Origin of the sequence: Candidatus Hikarchaeum yamanae (assembly GCF_009889665.1) — an archaeon.
Taxonomy (GTDB): Archaea; Halobacteriota; Halobacteria; order Halobacteriales; family Hikarchaeaceae; genus Hikarchaeum; species Hikarchaeum yamanae.
Window position 1 is genome coordinate 1 of sequence record NZ_WTZR01000013.1, and the last position, 14,019, is coordinate 14,019.

15 protein-coding genes and 1 tRNA gene are annotated in these 14,019 nt (G+C 41.5%); 11 read left to right on the forward strand and 5 right to left on the reverse strand.

What is annotated here, in order from left to right; all coding sequences use genetic code 11:
* Positions 1-111 precede the first annotated feature (111 nt).
* Both ACM9H2_RS05385 and ACM9H2_RS05390 read right to left on the reverse strand, forming a co-directional pair.
* A complete protein-coding gene (locus tag ACM9H2_RS05385; protein WP_415488990.1) occupies positions 112-2,226 on the reverse strand; it encodes a V-type ATP synthase subunit I in 2,115 nt (704 codons plus the stop codon).
* The gene (locus tag ACM9H2_RS05390; protein ID WP_415488992.1) at positions 2,213-2,545 is read right to left on the reverse strand and encodes a hypothetical protein; all 333 of its coding nucleotides are present in this window, start codon (positions 2,543-2,545) and stop codon (positions 2,213-2,215) included. The genes ACM9H2_RS05385 and ACM9H2_RS05390 overlap by 14 nt, the downstream gene beginning before the upstream one ends.
* Before the next feature lie 123 nt (positions 2,546-2,668).
* Here ACM9H2_RS05390 and ACM9H2_RS05395 point away from each other — a divergent pair, with 123 nt between their 5' ends.
* Positions 2,669-3,298 (forward strand): methyltransferase domain-containing protein, encoded by a 630-nt coding sequence (locus ACM9H2_RS05395; RefSeq protein ID WP_415488994.1) that lies wholly within the window; start codon positions 2,669-2,671, stop codon positions 3,296-3,298.
* Positions 3,299-3,306: 8 nt separating this feature from the next.
* Here the strand turns inward: ACM9H2_RS05395 and ACM9H2_RS05400 are convergent, their stop codons facing one another.
* Positions 3,307-4,509: a hypothetical protein gene (locus ACM9H2_RS05400; protein WP_415488996.1), complete on the reverse strand. Its 1,203-nt coding sequence runs from the start codon at positions 4,507-4,509 to the stop codon at positions 3,307-3,309.
* 95 nt (positions 4,510-4,604) lie between these two features.
* Here ACM9H2_RS05400 and ACM9H2_RS05405 point away from each other — a divergent pair, with 95 nt between their 5' ends.
* The 4 genes from ACM9H2_RS05405 to ACM9H2_RS05420 all read left to right on the forward strand — a co-directional run bounded on the left by ACM9H2_RS05405 (position 4,605) and on the right by ACM9H2_RS05420 (position 8,357).
* Positions 4,605-5,666: a helix-turn-helix transcriptional regulator gene (locus tag ACM9H2_RS05405; RefSeq protein WP_415488998.1), complete on the forward strand. Its 1,062-nt coding sequence runs from the start codon at positions 4,605-4,607 to the stop codon at positions 5,664-5,666.
* 41 nt (positions 5,667-5,707) lie between these two features.
* Positions 5,708-6,496 carry an electron transfer flavoprotein subunit beta/FixA family protein gene (locus tag ACM9H2_RS05410; protein WP_415489000.1) on the forward strand — a complete coding sequence of 263 codons (789 nt, stop codon included), beginning with the start codon at positions 5,708-5,710 and terminating at the stop codon, positions 6,494-6,496.
* On the forward strand, positions 6,497-7,447 hold the full coding sequence (locus ACM9H2_RS05415; RefSeq protein ID WP_415489002.1) for an electron transfer flavoprotein subunit alpha/FixB family protein: 951 nt from the start codon (positions 6,497-6,499) through the stop codon (positions 7,445-7,447).
* 67 nt (positions 7,448-7,514) lie between these two features.
* Positions 7,515-8,357 (forward strand): polyprenyl synthetase family protein, encoded by an 843-nt coding sequence (locus tag ACM9H2_RS05420; RefSeq protein WP_415489004.1) that lies wholly within the window; start codon positions 7,515-7,517, stop codon positions 8,355-8,357.
* On the opposite strand, the gene ACM9H2_RS05425 is transcribed toward ACM9H2_RS05420, so the two are convergent.
* Positions 8,329-9,423, reverse strand: coding sequence for a DUF373 family protein (locus ACM9H2_RS05425; RefSeq protein WP_415489006.1), 1,095 nt, complete (start codon positions 9,421-9,423; stop codon positions 8,329-8,331). The two genes, ACM9H2_RS05420 and ACM9H2_RS05425, sit on opposite strands and share 29 nt — an antisense overlap.
* A 76-nt stretch (positions 9,424-9,499) precedes the next feature.
* On the opposite strand from ACM9H2_RS05425, the gene ACM9H2_RS05430 reads away from it, so the two are divergent.
* The 4 genes from ACM9H2_RS05430 to ACM9H2_RS05445 all read left to right on the forward strand — a co-directional run bounded on the left by ACM9H2_RS05430 (position 9,500) and on the right by ACM9H2_RS05445 (position 12,001).
* Positions 9,500-9,937, forward strand: coding sequence for a TRAM domain-containing protein (locus ACM9H2_RS05430; RefSeq protein WP_415489008.1), 438 nt, complete (start codon positions 9,500-9,502; stop codon positions 9,935-9,937).
* Positions 9,938-10,038: 101 nt separating this feature from the next.
* A complete protein-coding gene (locus tag ACM9H2_RS05435) occupies positions 10,039-10,965 on the forward strand; it encodes a replication factor A (protein ID WP_415489010.1) in 927 nt (308 codons plus the stop codon).
* Positions 10,965-11,537, forward strand: a complete 573-nt coding sequence (locus ACM9H2_RS05440; RefSeq protein ID WP_415489012.1) for an RPA family protein — start codon at positions 10,965-10,967, stop codon at positions 11,535-11,537. The genes ACM9H2_RS05435 and ACM9H2_RS05440 overlap by 1 nt, the downstream gene beginning before the upstream one ends.
* A 68-nt stretch (positions 11,538-11,605) precedes the next feature.
* A complete protein-coding gene (locus tag ACM9H2_RS05445) occupies positions 11,606-12,001 on the forward strand; it encodes a ribbon-helix-helix protein, CopG family (protein WP_415489014.1) in 396 nt (131 codons plus the stop codon).
* Between the two features lie 4 nt (positions 12,002-12,005).
* Here ACM9H2_RS05445 and ACM9H2_RS05450 read toward each other — a convergent pair whose 3' ends face one another.
* Positions 12,006-12,455, reverse strand: a complete 450-nt coding sequence (locus tag ACM9H2_RS05450; RefSeq protein ID WP_415489053.1) for a DUF5814 domain-containing protein — start codon at positions 12,453-12,455, stop codon at positions 12,006-12,008.
* An 87-nt stretch (positions 12,456-12,542) separates the two neighbouring features.
* Here ACM9H2_RS05450 and ACM9H2_RS05455 point away from each other — a divergent pair.
* Together ACM9H2_RS05455 and glyA are read left to right on the forward strand one after the other, a co-directional pair.
* Positions 12,543-12,614: transfer RNA gene (locus tag ACM9H2_RS05455), tRNA-His, on the forward strand.
* Between the two features lie 108 nt (positions 12,615-12,722).
* Complete coding sequence (glyA, locus tag ACM9H2_RS05460; RefSeq protein WP_415489016.1) at positions 12,723-13,970, forward strand: serine hydroxymethyltransferase; 1,248 nt, start codon at positions 12,723-12,725, stop codon at positions 13,968-13,970.
* Positions 13,971-14,019: the final 49 nt, after the last annotated feature.

Sequence of the window (14,019 nt, forward strand, 5' to 3'; positions counted from 1 at the left end):
CGTGATGTATGTAATTTAATACACGAACGTCAATAACTCAGTTCACTTCCTTGATAAAACTTACCAAATTCTCCTGCTGGCTTTCGCGATTAAATCTCTACCATTCTGCTGCTAGGTATAACGTCGATTTTGTCCAAATGGGGTGTATCTTATTCCCCCTCCTGCATAGAATTTTTGGAAAAACTCCACATATTCTAAACGAACCGATTGTAAGCCTGCACTTGTTACTCCCAGTGCCAATACTATGGCGTGTCCTATGACCAGAATTATCGCCCCTCCAATCAACCCTGCAATACCAAAACTAGCGGGATGGATCAAACCCGGAAATATCATTTCACCGTGCACTGCTGCCACTGCTGTGTTGTGCATGAAGTGACTTGCACCATCTTCGGCGATATATGCTCCAAAAACCAATAGATTCACCACAAAAGCCATCCCGGCCTTTGCCAATAACACTGCAGGTATTCTAGCATAAGATAGGATGTTGACAAGAACATTTGGACTTTCTAGAATTCCGATTATAGCTCCAAGAACGCCTTGGTGTTTTACCTCTCCTGCGATCATTAATACTAGACCAACAAACGCAATGCCCAACGCTAAGATCCCTGTTTCTGGAGAAAACCCTGTAAATGCCAGAGGCTCTTTTGATAGTTGAACAAACAATAAATCTGGTTTAACAGCTCTCGAATGTGTACTGAATACCCATACCCATACACCTAGCATCAATAAGATCCAAGATCCGCGTTCTAATACGGCATCAACCAAACTATGTCTCATCTTATTTATGAAACCTAGGGTATATCCAATACTAACATGTACTATCCCTATTAACATGGCCACCACGAGCCAAAGCAGTGCGAAGTGTGCTGTTTTGGGCGACAATCCCTTTTCTATCGGAGGATGCCCACCCCAAACTATCTCTCCCAACACATGCATTCCAAAAAGTTCTCCATAGGCGATGCCAAATATAATTGTAAATATACCTGCCCAAAGGGCAACCCCACCTAAGCTTTTAATCCCAACACTCTCTGACTTACTCATTAACAGATAGCCAATTATTGCATAACAAATACCATATCCAACATCCCCAATCATGAATCCAAAAAACGCGGGAAACGTTAGGAATATTATCAAAGTTGGATCTAATTCTGAGTATTTTGGCCTCCCAATGGTCTGAACCAATACTTCAAATGGTTGAACACTTTTGGGGTTATCTTGAATCACTGGAGGACCCGATTGACCAATTTTTATATCCCCTTCCACTTTCGCTTGACCCACCGATTCTCCATGTTCCACAAATCCTTCTTCATCATACTCTGCACATTCAAGTTCTTCCCAATCGATATGACCCTCAATAGACATCTTTAGCTTCTCATTCAATTCATCCAAAAGTACAGTTGGTATCCATCCCTCTGCAGTAAACGTATTTTCTGTAGTGGCAAACAGTAGCGGGGCCTCTGTCCTCTGCACATCTATGCTTAACTTCTCTTCCGTCGCGAGCAAGAATCCCTTCACCTCACTTTTAATTTCTTCCATGCCAATCTCAATCGATTTAAGTTCACTCTCTAGTCCTTCTCTTTCATCACCCAATCCTGAAACATATTTTTCCACTTCCCCCGTCTCCTCCGGAATTTCAACTCGTTCAAATTCAGTCCTTTCTAGTGCAGCTGGAACCTCTGAAGAGTCTTTTTCCGCAACTATTGCTATGGAGCTTTCCCCAGTAAATATCTCCATAGGCTCCTTAACCCCTGCCAATATCTCTTTTATTTTCTCAATATTTCCCCTTCCGACAAACACATCAACAGAATTGTATCCCTTCAACAAATCAAAATCAATTCCTATTTCTGCAAAAACTTCTGCCTCTACAAGAAGTTCCTCTATCCGTCGCATCCTCTCCACAATTTCACCCCTGCGGTCCTCGAGCCCATTTACTTTTTCTCTAAGATCTTCCAATCTCTCTCCAATTTCCCCCTCTTTGAACTCATATATCGATTCAACATTTTCGGCTTCAATTCCAAGTATGCTCTCAATAGCCCGTGCAGTGACCAATTTCTCTGATACTTCCTCAGCTAGTACCCCCGGATCTCCTCTCTGGAACCCCTCCCATGAACCATCATATTCCACAAGATGAATTGCATTTAGCTCATGAATTGCATTTACGAACTCTTCCATAATTTCTTTAGACCCCGTCGCCGAGATCCGGCTCATTTGTTTAGGCCTTAGCATCTACTGACTCCTTAAAACGATCTTTGATAAACAAAATAACACCGTCATGATTTTTAGCCGCCTCTTTATCTAATTTCTTAATATCTTTATCAACTTCTTTGAGAGTTTTTTTACACTCCGCTTCTACTTCTGCCCGCGATTTTTCTAATTTCTCACCGTGATTCTTAGCTATTTTTTCCTTCTCCTTCACCAGGATCCCCTCTGCCTTTTTCTCAGCCTTAGAAATCACATTCCGTGCCTTTTTCTCAGCATCAACAATTATTTTTTCGACTTCGATCTCTATGTCTTGGATTTTTTCGAGGACCTCTGGCCTTGCCATCTTATCAATTCTTCTGATGGGTGTATATTTGGTCGTTACGATCGAGTTCAGTTAGATTCTCTGCCAATCTCCCTCCGACACCAAACGCATGTTTTTTTCTTGGTCGGAAGAATTACTCCTTTAATGGGACTCTTAGAAGACAAGCGACGTGCTCGGATTTTCTATAAATATCTATCAAAAATATATGATATAATCAATCCCCTCTTCTGGACGATTTCAATGAGAGAATGTGCCCTAGACCTATTCAATATAGGCCATACTGATAAAATATTAGATGTTGGATGTGGTACTGGATTTGGAACCGAAGGCCTCTTGAATCGAGCACCAAATATTCACGGAATTGATCAAAGTATTCACCAACTCAACAAAGCCCGTAAAAAATTTTCTAAACCCTCTCTCATTCCACTTTATATAGGAGATGCAGAGAATCTACCATTCCCTGATGGTACATTCGACGCCGCTTGGTCTTCTGGATCGATAGAATATTGGCCAAATCCAATTGAAACTCTTTCTGAGATCCGGCGCATCGTAAAACCTAGTGGTAAGGTTTTAATCGTCGGACCCAGAAAACCAAAAGGTCTACTGTCTAGAACTTTAGCCACGTCTTTGATGCTTTTTTACACAGAATCCGAAGCGGATCATCTCTTCTCTGCTGCTGGTTTCGAAAACATCCAACACACACTTCTACAAGCACATGTTGGCAGTCCCTCCGCTATAGTAACTTTGGCAACTGTACCATCCTCTAAGAAATAATTCCCTTTCTAATTTTCATTTTTTACTTCGTTTATCGGTATGGGGAGTATCTGTATCTCTAGAACTTCGCCATCTTCTCTTTGGAAAACAATTTTGGTATTTTCCGGTGGGGCCAATATCCACGTTCCCCCTCTGTTTATTTCCTCCTCTCTACTTGTTCCAATTAACATTTTCGACGCAATCGAATTCCCTGTATCTATATCATACACTTCTACTTTAAGCGGTCCTCCAACAAAACTCCGCGCGACCGCGACTTTCATAGTCCCTCCGTCTAAAGAACCGATGGTTCTCGAGTCTCTTGCCCCCAAACCTGTGATTCCTAATTTCCTTTCTTGGATTTCATAGAACACATTCTTAGTCCCTCCATCTAGATATGCAATCAACGATCCACTATCAAACCCAATTTCAATTTGATACCCTCTCCCCTTTCCCATTATCCCCGTTTGCCGACTTACCTCTGGATTGTATGCTATTGGATATAAACTCGCAGTTCTAGTGATGGCTTCATCTAAACTTATACCCCCTAACAACGACTCCTGATCCCATACATATGCCTCTCTCCAGTACGTACTCCCTTCGATTGTGGCTAAAACCACCCCACTCTTCGATGCAGCAATGTATACATTTCCAACTTCTCTTTCCCCCCTCGCCACGTCAATCAAATTCTTTTTCACTGGGCCCTCAAACGGTATCAATTCCTCTTTAAGCATCATGATTCTCCCTCTCAATTCCATTTGAGAAACCATCTCTGATTCTTCTTCTATGTGATCCAAAAGACCTCCTAGTACCTTTGAATCAGTGCTTATGAGCATCAATTCTCTAGTAAACTCTTCGGATCCAATCCAACCACTTTTCCACCTCTCTCGAATTTCTACAAAACGGTCTGTTATATCTGCAGATTCAATTTCTACATCTGTAGCCGCTTGGAAAAGTATCTCCCTTTTTTCATCTTCTCCACTCGCCGATGAAATTCTTTCTTCCAATATGTATTTATTGAGCTCTCCCAAAATTATTTTCCGATCCATCGAAATTGAAGTTGCCAAATTGGGTGTTTGAACAACAAAATCTGACCGATCAATCTGACCAATACTAACCATTCTAATCTCCTCTTCTGATAGCTCGATACCAGATGAAGTTTCTCCCGAAACTCCTCCTACCGAAATAGAGGCTAAAACTAGAACTATCACTACTATATTTAACCCCCTATTCATGATCCCCCTTATGTTTTCAACAACCAAAAACGACCCTATATCATATAATATCGGTTCTAGCAACATTTTTTTTTCTTTAAACTGAACAGTTTCTTATGTCAAACCCATTGATAAGATGCTTTTTTATTTCTATCATCTTATTATCGGCCGTCTGTGGGAGCTCAATAGCTCAAGAAGATCTCTCTGATGGGGCCTCTGATGTTACCCTCATCAAAATCGCGCTTTCCCCCACTGGGGAAGCTGTCTGGACGGTCGAATTAAAATATCCCCTTACTACTCCTTCGGAAGTACAATCATTCAATAGACTTTCAACCATTTTTAAATCCAATGGCCAGTCGTTTATCTCATTATCTCCTTTTACACATGCTATCACCGTCGCCTCAGCTGAAACGGGGAGAGACATGGAACTCAAAGAGATATCTTACTCATCGTCTATGTCTGATGACCATGGCTCGCTTTCATTATCTTTTGTCTGGACCAATTTCACCTATTCTCAGGCAAATACGATGAGTGTTGGAGATGTATTTTCTGTAGAATCAGGGGAGGCTTGGATGCCACTTTTATTGGAAAATCAAGAACTTATAATCGAATTCCCTCCTAATTACGTGGCTCAAAGTTCTTCTCACAGTATCTATAACGGAACCCTTCATGTAATCGGACCAGCAGAATTCTCCCCTGGAGAACCATTTGCAACTCTTATTGAATTCTCTCCCTCCACCCCTACTATTAGTAAAACCACCCCTCTATCGTTCACATTTATCATCGCCATCTTACTATCTGTGTCTATGGGTTTATTGTGGATTTTAAAACGAAATTTCAACTGGTCTCTGCTTTCAATCCTTTTTTCTGTTTTCCCCAATGCATCTCGGTATCCAATTCTAAGAAAATATGCCCCCCTTCTCCCTCCCACTGACAACATACCTTCTCGGCCGATAAGCCGAGAACCATTAATTTCCGACGAAGAACGAGTTCTAACTATAGTACAGCAACATGGGGGTAGGATTAAACAAGTTGACATCGTCGAAAAAACCGATTGGTCAAATGCCAAAGTGTCTCAAATTCTATCACATCTAGAGGCTAAAGGATTCATAGACAAACTTCGTATAGGTAGGGAGAACTTGATCTCACTCCGCAGGAATGAAGGTCGCGATCGATAATAACAAAAACCCCAGCGATAAACTACTCTCTATTTACTACCATGAGAATAATCGTCGCAATCACCGAAGTCGCCACCCCCGATGACACAATAGAATTTTCTGACAAGTCAATCACTGAAAGTAATTTCACATATGGTCTAAACGAATGGGATGAATATGCTATCGAGGAGGCTATTCAAATTTCAGAATCTACCGCCAATTCCGATGTTATATCCGTCACCATTGCCCCTCCACGGGCTGAAAAAACTATTAGAATGGCACTGGCCAAAGGTGTTACTAAAGCAATTAGAGTCTGGGATCCACAACTGGAATCATCACCCTTTGTCGATCCTCGGCTAAAAGCAAAAATTCTAGCCAAAGTAGTTTCTACTCTTTCTCCTGACATAATCCTCACCGGAGTTCAATCTAGCAACGATTGTTGGGGTTCTACCGGGGTGGCTCTAGCAGCTGAAGTCGGATTCAATTGGGCAACATTGGTCACTGATCTTGAATTATCTGGTGATGTTGCACATGTACGAAGGGAGCTCGAAAATGGAGTAGATGAACTAGCTGAGGTAACTCTACCTGCTGTTTTCACTATTCAAACTGGAATCAATGAACCCCGTTATGCCAGTCTAAGAGGAATTAAACAAGCCCAACAAAAAGAACTAGATACACTCTCTTTCAGTGATCTTTCCACCGACCCCAATGAGTTCCGATCCGACATAAATCTCATTGAATTTTCCCTTCCCACTTCTAATAGTACGATCCAGTATTTTGAGGGAACTCCCAAAGAACAAGCTGCACAAATAGCCACCGTCATTAAAGATCTTGGCTTTGGAGGTGGCTAAATGCCTCCAATTTTAATCATAGCTGAACACAGACAGGGGGTTATTAATCCCGACACTTTTGGTCTACTAACTGCGGGAATAGAACTTTCCACCGCCCTTGGCACAGAAGCCCATGTTGCCATCATTGGTACAAATCCAGAAAAATTGGCTCAAGATATTAACATAGCTGGAATTCATACAATTCATACATTTTCTACTTCCCTCCCTTATAATCACGACATTTACGTTCAAGTAATTTCATCTTTATTTGACAAGATACACCCGTCTTCTATTCTTTCTTTGCACACTTCTACAGGAACCGACTATTGCCCGGCATTAGCATCCATTTTGGATATGCCCCTTCTACCGGACGCAATTGCAATCAATTACACAGATCAAATAGAAATTCTTCATGAAATGTATTCTTCAAAACTCCAAGCGAAAATAGCTTCACCCCCTCCTGCGATAATCACCGTTCGTGCTGGAGTTTGGCCCATTGAAACGACCCCTGGAAATGCTTCTATAGAGCCTCTTAATATCTCTATAAATGAGGAGGCTATTAATTTCAAAGTCAAAGATTATGAAGAAACTCCCATTGGGGATGTTGACATTTCTACTTCTGATTTACTACTAAGTGTAGGTCGTGGAATTGGGGATGAATCAAATTTGGAGTTAATTTTTTCCACAGCAGAGGCTATGGGGGCAACAGTCTCTTCTTCCAGACCCATCGTCGACGCAGGATGGCTACCAAAAGATCGCCAAGTCGGTCAATCGGGAACAAAAGTTTCCCCCTCCCTTTATTTAGCCATCGGTATATCTGGTGCTGTTCAACACATAGCTGGAATAAAAAATTCTAAAGTGATAATTTCAATCAACAAAGATCCCAAAGCACCCATATTCGATGCATCTGATTACGGAGCAGTAGGAGATCTTTTTGAAATACTTCCTGCCCTCTTAGAAGAGTTTAGATAAGAAAAAGAACCCCCTCTCCTCGCGCACCCATCGCCATCTATTTGTTCCTTCTTATCTATCTTTCAACGTGAACACTTCCAATGATCATCGATTACTAATCGAAAACCACATTTCTGAAATAGTCGATGAAATTAGCCTACCAAAATTACGCGATTCTATAAAATATTCTACATTATCTGGTGGCAAACGTCTTCGACCCACTCTCACGCTACTATCTTGTGAACTCGTGGGCGGGGATCCCACAAAAGCAATCGATTTTGCGGTTGGAATTGAACTAATTCACACGGCATCACTCATAGTCGATGATATAATCGATTCTTCTCCATTTCGAAGAAAACAATATAGTTCCTGGGTTGAATTCGGCCACAGCGATGCAGTCATTTCTTCCGACGGTTTAATAGGAGAGGCATTCCATTTATTTTCTATCGACCCTCTAGCGTTGGAATGTGTTTCTAAAGCAATGGCGGATCTAGGAAGTGGAGAGGCAATGGAATTAGTCTCTCCCCCTCAAAATGAAGAGCAATATCTAGACTTGGCCCGCAGAAAAACTGGATCTCTCTTCCGCGCAGCCGCAGAATTGGGCGGGATTGCAGCCAAATCTGACCAATCCACAACCACCGCTCTAGGCGATTATGCCGAAGCTGTCGGGATGGCTTTTCAAATCCGAGATGATGTGCTAGACGCAACATCAGATCCAGAAATTCTAGGAAAACCAACTGGACAAGATGCCATCCTAGAACGCCCCTCGTTACTCCGTGTAGCTGGGATATCCCCACTTGAAGCGAACTCTAGAGCACATCTACAAGCGAATAATGCTTTGCGTATTTTAGGAACTATACAAACAATAAATCCCATTACTCTTGATTATCTCTCAGAATTAGTCAACTTCGCCGTAACTCGTTCGTATTAATTCCTCCCTTGGCCTCTATAATCGAAAATATTAGTGTGCTTGAAAATCCGATAATGGTCCCCATTACCAATACCATGGCAAAGAATTCTAGCGTTACTGCTTCTATTATATACCCACTAGCTGCATAGAGCACTCCTATTATTGAAATAACATAAATCGGGGCATTCAGATATCTTAATTTCATTCTTCCATTCAAATATTCATCCGTTATATGACCCAAACTCAAAATAATTCCTGCAGAACCAAACCATTGCACCCCCCCAAAAATAAAAATGGCAATCGCGTTGATCACATTCCTATCTAGATCTGAACCATTTCTCATTTCTTCTATTAAATAAACCCCCTCTATGCCACCAATGACAATTATTATTGCAGAAACCACATACGCAACCAACACAACCCTACCTGTGTACAAATCCCGTTTCGTACTCTCTATGGCTTGGCGGATCGAATCTTTAAGACCCAACCCTCTATATAGGACATAAATTCCCACTATTGCAACACCCATGCCCAAAATCGAATTACTTCCTATTGCATTTTCAAAGATAATAGTCATTGGGTATATCAAAAACAAAATACCAAGTGGTAATAACAAAGTACCTCTTGTTTCTGGATCTCTTACAAACTGCTTTATAGTGTAATATGCAGATTCAAGCCCTTCTGCTTGGCGGACCACAACTCTATGCACTCCACTAATTTCCACTCTCGATCGAATTATGGGCATGACACTTTCATCTTGTGCCCCATCCGTTACAACAACAGTCCTCACTTTTTCTCCAGAAAACATTCTATTAAGAACTTCTTCAGTCTCCGCCCCAACTTTTCTCCCAGCAGCCATATCCCCTCTAGCACTCCCTGTTACCACTGCTATTTCAACAGAATCTGGCAGTGTTTTTTCATAAAGCTGCAAACCCTGAAACATAACGTTCCCGTCCGAATCTGTAGGATCTGCTATAGCAAGAGATAGGGCAGCACGTTCTACTGCTTGTCTCCCAATAACTGGAGTTTTAATCCCAGTTTTCCTACCAAGATCGTCATCTAGGTCGACACAGAGGATTAATAACATAGTTGCGTAGTCGACCCCAGAGGGGTTACGTTTTTGGGAACGCAAGCGTTTAGGCAGCAGAATAACTAAATTTCGCATGCCGAATTGTCCTCTAGAGGCCGAATGCCCCAGTTTCTCTGAACGGTTCCAAGGTCTAGGATGTCAGTTTTATGCCAATCGGAGTGGGATGGAATGGTGTAATCATTATAGTCTCCCAATCCGCGAACTAAAACAACAACCTGTTACAATAGGCGAAGAAGTCATCGTCACCGTAACTGATATCCATGAAAGCGGCGCGGGAGTTGGCCACACCGAAGATGGTTTTGTGGTTTTCGTTGATGGTGTCTTGCCCGACGCAAGATCTCTAGTAAAAATAACTAGTCTGAAAGCTAATCATGCCCGAGCAGATGAAATCGAGCGCTTACCTCTAATCGAAGAAGATGAAGAGTCTACCTCTTCCGAGGAACTCCCTGGAAAACCTCTCCGAACCTCCCGGCCAAATCTCGGCAGTCGAGAGGATTTTTGGGGATCTTAATTACTATAATTTCACTTTCACACCACTTGGAAAGTATTATTAAACTCTCACACAAAGATTACATTATCTCCTATTAGAAAAACGCGGAGATGGTGATAAATATGATTGATTTACGTAAGAAAGCGGAAGAATTACATGACAGACATTCAGACACATTTCAAATTGAGGTAGATGAAATAGAATCTCAATTACGCACCCTCGTGGAAGGCTATAGCGTTCCTCTAGAAGAGGCTATCCGAAGTGTTGTCAATCGAAACGCACCTGAATACAAAAGTTCTACGGCGGCAACAAACAAATCCAATTCTCAGATCAAAGTCGGAGACATTAATTCATCTGGGCAGTGGGTAGACCTTCAAATCAAAATAGTCGATCTTTGGGACCCAACTAGTGATTCCATTGATCAAGTTGGTCTAGCCGGAGATGAAACTGGAACGATTAAATTTACAAAGTGGTCTAAATCTAATCTCCCAACCCTTGAAGCAAATGGGAATTATCTTCTAAAAAATGTCGTAACTGATGAATGGGGCGGTAGATTTTCTATAAAACTCAACCGAACAACGATAATAGAACCATTGGACCAAGACATTGAAATCGGAGATGGTTCCACTTCAATTGAAGGGGCACTTGTGGACATCCAATCTGGAAGTGGGCTTATCAAACGATGCACAGTTGATTCTTGCACACGTGTCCTTCAGAATGGCGCTTGCGCAGAACACGGAGAAGTAGATGGAAAATATGATTTACGTCTAAAAGGAGTGATAGACGATGGAATCAATGTATTTGAAGTTATACTCAATGAACAAACCACTGAGTTTCTCACCGGAATAAACCTTTCCGATGCCGAGACAATGGCAACAGAGGCTGTTGATACTGGCGTAGTTCTTACAAAAATGCGCAATATGCTTCTCGGAAAATATTATAAAATCCAGGGCTCTAAATTTAGCAGATACTTAATAGCAAATGAAGCACAACTTCTATCTGATCCAATTGATACGGATTCAATTTTGATTCAAGCGAGGTCGATCTGATGAGCGTTTCTATCTCTCGTGAAGTTGCCCGTAGGGTTTTTGCAAGTGAATTTAATATAGCAACTCACACTTTCAAAGAATCCGATGACGAACGCGCTCCGAATTATATTTTACTTCCAACAGGAATACATGCAAACCGTGTTTTCATTGTTGGTACACTAACTCAACTAGACAACATAGGAAATGATTCCGAGTGGTGGCATGGAAGAATATCTGATCCCACTGGGATATTCCATATCTACTCTGGACAATATCAACCAAACTCTACAAGCGTCCTCAGAAAACTAGACCCTCCTACATATGTTGCTGTAACTGGAAAACCTAACATCTATTCTCGCGAGGACGATGAGCTAAGTATATCTATTAGGCCCGAATCTGTAACTGAAGTAGATTCCTTAACTAGAGATCGTTGGGTTGCCGAAACAGCAATACAAACTCTGGAACGCATATCCTCTTTCAGAGAAAATCCCACTCCGTATGCAGAACGAGCAAAAACACACTACGGAGAAGACCCAACGATACATCACGATACTGCCTTATTGGCACTAGAAAGTTTGATGGAGCCCTTGTAGCTGCACACCGTCTGACACGTTGAGGTCTGACGAACAATTAAATAGTTGGAGGCCTAGTCTAATCCACTATGAGGAAAACAAACAAAAATAAAACCATATCTTTCCGTGTCAATGAACAGACATTTGAGTCTCTTCAACACATCGCGAAAGAAAATGGAATGTCCTTGTCTACGGTTTTCCGTGATTACGTTAGAATGTTCGTAGAACGCAGGGGTCAGGTTAGGGTAGTCCCTGAAGATCCTCTAACAGATTCTGACGCTGGATTTCCCCCTAGGATTGAGGTCCCAACAAGTTTCCTCCGTGACCACGAACGCCTAGAGTTGGAAGCAGGCCATTTACGAGAACAACTTGCAGAGTACAAGAGATACATATCTGCTCTCCGCGAGCGAGAAGCAGAATCAGAGGTGATTTTTCTCGAAGATTTAGATGCGGAAAATGATGCCATTGATTCTTGGAATATCTGAATTTTTATATCAGTAATTTTTTTTCTGTTCTGATACTTTCCCCCATCTCTTCATTTCCCTCTACCTTTGCAATAGCTTCCAAAACTTCTAATGTTCTAATAGAATCATCTAAAAACGAAACAACATCTGCTGGATATGAATATACCATGTAATCTTTTCCCATTCTATCTACAATTTCCTCTGGAGATTTTCCCTCTTTCCTCACTTTAAGCACATATTCCATAAACTTTTTTTCTGGATGCTCGCAATATGGATTTGACTCACAACCACAATCTAAAAAATCTTTTGCAAATGCGTATATGTACCCACGAAATGATTCATCTATTTTTTCAATTTCTCCTGTAAAAAGAAGATCTAGAGTAGCGCCACTAAACACTTTTTTTGGTATTCTGACACCCAATTGTGCACATATTTGCGAGTGATTCTTGATATAAATCCGTTCTGTAATCGACACTTCTATTATTTCACCGTTCCCTGCGTTAATAAAATCTCCTTCAGAATCAGAATGTATTTCCACTATGATCAAGTACTCTGACTCGTGTCCGGGTTAGGGTAGTGGTTATCCTTCCGGCTTGTGGAGCCCGAGACGCGGGTTCAATTCTCGCACCCGGACTATTTTACTCATTCGAGTATCTAACTCAATCTCGCGCATAGATAACTAGTCTCTATGTGATTTTTTTTAACAAGGGTTTAAATTCTACCATATCTTCAAACAAACCCAATGGACCAACCAAATATTAGTGCATCAGATCCTCTTGTTGCAGAACTATTAGAACTAGAACTAAAACGTCAACGGAATACATTATCAATGATAGCTAGTGAAAATCACGTTTCACAAGCTGTCTTAGAAGCTCAAGGGTGCATTTTTACAAATAAATACGCAGAAGGATACCCTGGATCTAGATATTATGGTGGGTGTGAATACGTCGATCAAATAGAACAATTAGCCATCGACCGCGCCAAAAAAATCTGGAATGCCGAACATGTCAACGTACAACCCCACTCTGGGACTCAAGCGAACATGGGTGTCTATTTCGCTGTACTAAAACCCGGGGATAAAATTTTATCTATGTCTTTGACACATGGTGGTCATCTTAGCCATGGTCACCCTGCGAACTTTTCCGGACGCTTCTACGACATTCAACATTATGAAGTAGATCCTTCAACAGGTTATATCGACCATGATTCTGTGGAAAAAATTGCAAAAAGTTTCAAACCCGATATAATCGTATCTGGATTTTCTGCTTATCCTCGAATTGTTGAATGGGATCGATTTCAAGAAATAGCGCACGATGTTGGTGCCTATCACCTAGCAGACATGGCTCACATAACCGGACTCATTGCAGGGGGGCAACACCCCTCTCCCGTAAACCACGCAGATTTTGTAACCGGATCAACTCATAAAACTATCCGCTCGGGCCGTGGAGGACTCATACTGTGCAATGACGAATATGCTTCTAAAATAGATTCTGCAGTCATGCCCGGTATGCAAGGAGGACCGCTTTTGCATAACATAGTAGGAAAAGCGGTTGGTTTCGCAGAGGCACTCACTCCTGAATTTTCTAACTACGCAGCCCAAACAGTCAAAAATGCACAAGCCCTTGGGAAGTCGCTCCAAGATGGTGGATTAAAATTAGTTTCTGATGGCACTGATACCCATTTAGTTTTGGTCGATTTACGGCATTCCCATCCTGATTCTACTGGAAAAGAAGTTCAAAATAATCTAGAATCTGTTGATATAGTCCTCAATGCAAACACAGTTCCTGGGGAAACTAGATCTCCTTTCTTAGCTAGTGGCATTCGGGCTGGAACTCCCGCACTGACCACCCGTGGTTTCACAGAAGAAGATTGCATGACTATCGGAAACCTCATTGTTCAAATGATCAACAACCCAGACGATACTTCTACACAAATTTCTGTTTCAAAAGAAGTTGAATCACTCTGTAAAAACCATCCTCTATATTCTTAATATTTGGTTTATACTTTGCTATCTTGTAGCAAATCCAAGGCTTGAAGAG

What these genes read in the sequence shown, in the direction of transcription:
- glyA (WP_415489016.1), top strand. Translation starts at nt 12,723, where the DNA reads ATGGACCAACCAAATATTAGTGCATCAGATCCTCTTGTTGCAGAACTA.
- ACM9H2_RS05405 (WP_415488998.1), top strand. Translation starts at nt 4,605, where the DNA reads ATGTCAAACCCATTGATAAGATGCTTTTTTATTTCTATCATCTTATTA.
- ACM9H2_RS05435 (WP_415489010.1), top strand. Translation starts at nt 10,039, where the DNA reads ATGATTGATTTACGTAAGAAAGCGGAAGAATTACATGACAGACATTCA.
- ACM9H2_RS05425 (WP_415489006.1), bottom strand. Translation starts at nt 9,423, where the DNA reads ATGTTATTAATCCTCTGTGTCGACCTAGATGACGATCTTGGTAGGAAA.
- ACM9H2_RS05415 (WP_415489002.1), top strand. Translation starts at nt 6,497, where the DNA reads ATGCCTCCAATTTTAATCATAGCTGAACACAGACAGGGGGTTATTAAT.
- ACM9H2_RS05395 (WP_415488994.1), top strand. Translation starts at nt 2,669, where the DNA reads ATGGGACTCTTAGAAGACAAGCGACGTGCTCGGATTTTCTATAAATAT.
- ACM9H2_RS05400 (WP_415488996.1), bottom strand. Translation starts at nt 4,509, where the DNA reads ATGAATAGGGGGTTAAATATAGTAGTGATAGTTCTAGTTTTAGCCTCT.
- ACM9H2_RS05410 (WP_415489000.1), top strand. Translation starts at nt 5,708, where the DNA reads ATGAGAATAATCGTCGCAATCACCGAAGTCGCCACCCCCGATGACACA.
- ACM9H2_RS05440 (WP_415489012.1), top strand. Translation starts at nt 10,965, where the DNA reads ATGAGCGTTTCTATCTCTCGTGAAGTTGCCCGTAGGGTTTTTGCAAGT.
- ACM9H2_RS05385 (WP_415488990.1), bottom strand. Translation starts at nt 2,226, where the DNA reads ATGCTAAGGCCTAAACAAATGAGCCGGATCTCGGCGACGGGGTCTAAA.
- ACM9H2_RS05445 (WP_415489014.1), top strand. Translation starts at nt 11,606, where the DNA reads ATGAGGAAAACAAACAAAAATAAAACCATATCTTTCCGTGTCAATGAA.
- ACM9H2_RS05390 (WP_415488992.1), bottom strand. Translation starts at nt 2,545, where the DNA reads ATGGCAAGGCCAGAGGTCCTCGAAAAAATCCAAGACATAGAGATCGAA.
- ACM9H2_RS05430 (WP_415489008.1), top strand. Translation starts at nt 9,500, where the DNA reads ATGCCGAATTGTCCTCTAGAGGCCGAATGCCCCAGTTTCTCTGAACGG.